General features: G+C 41.0%; 3 protein-coding genes. 1 reads left to right on the top strand and 2 read right to left on the bottom strand.

The features are described 5' to 3' along the window. Nucleotides 1-80: 80 nt before the first annotated feature. Both HCZ91_RS13800 and upp read right to left on the bottom strand, forming a co-directional pair. Nucleotides 81-830 carry an SDR family NAD(P)-dependent oxidoreductase gene (locus HCZ91_RS13800; RefSeq protein WP_179799794.1) on the bottom strand — a complete coding sequence of 250 codons (750 nt, stop codon included), beginning with the start codon at nucleotides 828-830 and terminating at the stop codon, nucleotides 81-83. Nucleotides 831-903: 73 nt separating this feature from the next. Then, entirely contained in the window at nucleotides 904-1,563 is a 660-nt protein-coding gene (gene upp, locus HCZ91_RS13795; RefSeq protein ID WP_057761878.1) for a uracil phosphoribosyltransferase, read from the bottom strand. Between the two features lie 482 nt (nucleotides 1,564-2,045). Here upp and HCZ91_RS13790 point away from each other — a divergent pair, with 482 nt between their 5' ends. Next, nucleotides 2,046-2,612, top strand: a complete 567-nt coding sequence (locus tag HCZ91_RS13790) for a DNA glycosylase (protein ID WP_346342203.1) — start codon at nucleotides 2,046-2,048, stop codon at nucleotides 2,610-2,612. The last annotated feature ends 330 nt before the right edge of the window (nucleotides 2,613-2,942 follow it).

Here is a 2,942-nt window from a genome sequence, read left to right as displayed (position 1 = left end):
TTTGTGTGAGAGCTTAAAGATTAACCGTTCGCTATTTTTTTTGCCATTAATTTGTCGCCAATGTTCAACACGCCCTAATATTAATCTTGCTTGGCAATCGTTAGCCCATTATAGGTCTGGGCGACTGGCATTACTTCTAGACGGTTGACGTTAATATGAGCAGGTGATTCGATTAGCCATAACAAAATATCACCGATATCTTCACCTGTCATGGTTTTAAAGCCGTCATAAACTTTGGCAGCTTTGTCATTGTCACCGTGATAGCGCACGTTTGAAAACTCAGTACCAGCCACATTACCAGGTTCAAGATTGGTCACACGCACTTGAGTACCAATCAGATCCGCTCGCAAGTTTAAGCTGAACTGTTTTACAAACGCTTTAGTTGCGCCGTAAACATTGCCACCAAAGTAAGGCCAGCTACCAGCAATTGAACCGACATTGATGATATAACCACTGTCACGCTCAACCATCGCTGGCAAGACCGCATGAGTCAACGCCATTAAGCCTTTAATATTGGTATCAGTCATACGCATCCAGTCATCTAGACTGGCCTTGTGAGCAGGCTCTGTACCCAGTGCCAATCCTGCATTATTGACCAAGACATCGATTTGTTTAAAATCATCAGGCAAGTCAGCAATGATTTGCGGAATAGAAGCTGTATCACTTACATCCATAACCACGGGTAAAAAAGCCTCACCTAAAGTTTCTGCCAAAGCATTCAGTTTATCAAGGCGTCTGGCGCAACCAACCACGCGATGGCCGTTAGCAACCAAACGTTCTGCCAACGCTTTACCAAAACCCGCGCTCGCTCCTGTAATCAATACGTTCATGATCTATCCTTATTATTGATGTTGTCTGCTATTGCCATAATTTTGATGACGGCTTTATTTACCCTAATGAGACTTATCTATTCGATAACTGCTTACCAAAAATCTTGTCGCCCGCATCACCCAAACCTGGAATGATATAACCATGTTCATCCAAATGACTGTCTAGCGCAGCGGTATAAATGGTCACGTCAGGGTGCGCTTCATTCACCAAACGTACGCCTTCAGGAGCAGCCACGAGTACTAATGCTTTGATATTGGTACAGCCATTTTTCTTGAGCATCTCGATGGTCGCTACCATCGAGCCACCTGTGGCTAGCATTGGGTCAATAATCAGCGCAGGACGTTTGTCCATGTGGCTGACGAACTTTTCAAAGAACGGTACTGGCTGTAACGTTTCTTCATCACGTTGTAGACCGACCACAGAAATCTTAGCAGTAGGGATCAAATCGAGCACCCCATCAAGCATGCCAATACCTGCGCGTAAAATCGGTACGATCGTCGCCGTCTTACCGATGATTTGCTCACCAGTAATTTCGCCACACCAGCCTTCCATTGGGAAAGTTTCGATTTCAAAATCACGGCTTGCTTCATAAGCCATCAAGCGCGCAAGCTCTTTGGTCAATGTACGAAATTTATAAGTACTACAGTCTTTTTCGCGCATAAGGCTGAGTTTATGACGGACTAGTGGATGATCGATTACCGTAATTTTTAAATCGCTGTTTAAGTCACTCATAAGTACTCTCTTGGTTTCTTGTCTGATGCTTGCGCAGTTACTGCGGTTGCTATTAGTATAAAAGATACAAACACTTACCGCACTTTAACCATATTCTTAGCTCATAAATAGTAAAGTTGAATCCTTCACAATCAAGCCAATTAACTACTTTACGACAGTGCTGGTTTATCACAATGACAATATTTGCGTTCACAGCTGCCATCAAAGCCTAAGCAATTCAGACTAAGTAAAATGATATCGCGCTATCTTAAGTCAACTGATTGAACCGACTAATTTTGACTATATAACGTGACTATAAGTGAGGTAGTGTTTAGACTTGCTATGATACCAAAAAAACCGCTTTTCTGACGAAGAATATCATGACTATAAAAACACCAAGCACTCAAAAAACCACTGGTACTGAATCAAAATCACCTGATGACAAAGCCACAGAGCTTGAAACCCATCCTTTTGAACCTGTCTTACCGCCCAATGCCACGGTTATGATGATGGGTACTTTTCCACCGACGGCTGATAAATGGGCGATGAGCTTTCATTATCCTAATTTTTATAATGATATGTGGCGAATATATGGTCGAGTGTTTTTTACCGATGCTGACTACTTTAGAATAGGCGATGAAAAACGCTTTGACCCTGAGCGCATTCGAGATTTTATGTTTGAACGTGGCATTGCGTCTTGTCCGACAGTAAAGCAGGCGATCCGTGAGACGGGTAATGCTTCGGATAAAAATCTAACAGTAGTCACACCTGTTGATTTAGAGGTTATCTTGCCGCAAGTGCCGAAGGTAAAGTCATTGTTTACGACAGGAGGCAAGGCGACCGAAGTACTGCTTGGGTTATTAGACGAGCCAATTGCCAAATCAAAGCATCCAAAAACCAATCAAAGTATGGATTATCCTTATCAATGGCAGAGTACAGACGACCAGAAAGCTGATGTGAATAATCTAACCTTATACAGATTGCCGTCAACCTCACGTGCTTATCCACTATCGTTGGATAAGAAAGTCGCTGCGTATAAAGCGTTTTTTGAAAAAATGGGTAAGTTATAAAATGGAAATAGAGAAATGGTTGCACTAATCGAAGATAAAGTTCAAAGATAATAAAAGGTATTTATCTAGTAAATCTAAACGTCTTTGATGTTATGAATTATAGTAAATAGCACATCTATAGTCAGTCTTTAAACCTATTGAAATTAATCAAACGATAACCCATTGAAAAAAATACAGATTTATTCATCTACTAAAATAAGATTAAAAACATTAATAAAACGGGTTGACACAAAATTTAAACCGTCTATAATACGCACCTCATCAAGACGAGCTGGAAGTAGCTAGTGTGTAATTACACATTAATAACCCAGTTAACTTGTTGAAACAAAT

The sequence above is a fragment of the Psychrobacter sp. BI730 genome, from assembly GCF_013414195.1.
Taxonomy (GTDB): Bacteria; Pseudomonadota; Gammaproteobacteria; order Pseudomonadales; family Moraxellaceae; genus Psychrobacter.
This window is presented reverse-complemented; position numbering and strand designations above follow the sequence as displayed.